This window comes from Burkholderia sp. HI2761, assembly GCF_002223355.1.
Taxonomy (GTDB): Bacteria; Pseudomonadota; Gammaproteobacteria; order Burkholderiales; family Burkholderiaceae; genus Burkholderia.
This window is the reverse complement of the sequence record NZ_NKFN01000028.1, coordinates 1-855: the sequence shown is the minus strand read 5'-3', so window position 1 is coordinate 855 and position 855 is coordinate 1. Positions and strand designations below refer to the sequence as shown.

The following is an 855-nucleotide window of genomic DNA, read 5'->3' as shown; positions in this document are numbered from 1 at the left end:
CCGGCCAGATGCTGGATCGCACCCGAGATGCCGACCGCGATGTACAGCTGCGGCGCGACGATCTTGCCGGTCTGGCCGACCTGGTAGTCGTTCGGCACGTAGCCGGCGTCGACTGCCGCGCGCGATGCGCCGAGCGCGGCCGACAGCTTGTCCGCCAGCGGCTCCAGCACCTTCGTGTAGTTCTCGCCGCTACCCAGACCGCGGCCGCCCGACACGATGATGCTCGCCGACGTCAGTTCCGGACGGTCCAGCTTCGTCACTTCACGGCTTACGAATTGCGACTTGCCGGCGTCGGCCGCCGCTTCGATCTTCTCGACCGCTGCGCCGCCGCCTTCGGCCGCGACCGGATCGAAGCCCGTCGCACGCACCGTGATGACCTTGATCGGGTCGCTCGACTGTACCGTCGCGATTGCGTTGCCCGCATAGATCGGACGCTCGAACGTGTCGGCCGAATCGACCGCCGTGATGTCCGAGATCTGCGCGACGTCGAGCTTCGTGGCGATACGCGGCGCAATGTTCTTGCCGTAGGCCGTCGCCGGCGCGAGGATGTGCGAGTAGTCCTTCGCGATGTTCAGCGCGGTCGCCTCGACGTTTTCCGCGAGGCCCTCGGCCAGTTGCGGCGCGTCGGCCAGCAGCACCTTCGACACACCCGCGATCTTCGCTGCCGCGTCGGCCGCCGCTTGCGCGTTGTGGCCCGCGACCAGCACGTGGATGTCGCCGCCAATCTTCGCAGCCGCCGCCACCGTGTTCAGCGTCGCGGCCTTGACCGACGCGTTGTCGTGTTCTGCAATCACCAGAATCGTCATTTCTTTGCGCTCCTTCTTACAGCACCTTGGCTTCGGTCTTCAGCTTCTC

General features: G+C 66.4%; 1 protein-coding gene. It reads right to left on the bottom strand.

The annotated features are described in order from the left end of the window. Positions 1 to 806, bottom strand: an 806-nt coding sequence (locus tag CFB46_RS34970; RefSeq protein WP_089502510.1) for an electron transfer flavoprotein subunit alpha/FixB family protein, incomplete at its 3' end; no start/stop codon positions are given. Between the last annotated feature and the right edge of the window lie 49 nt (positions 807 to 855).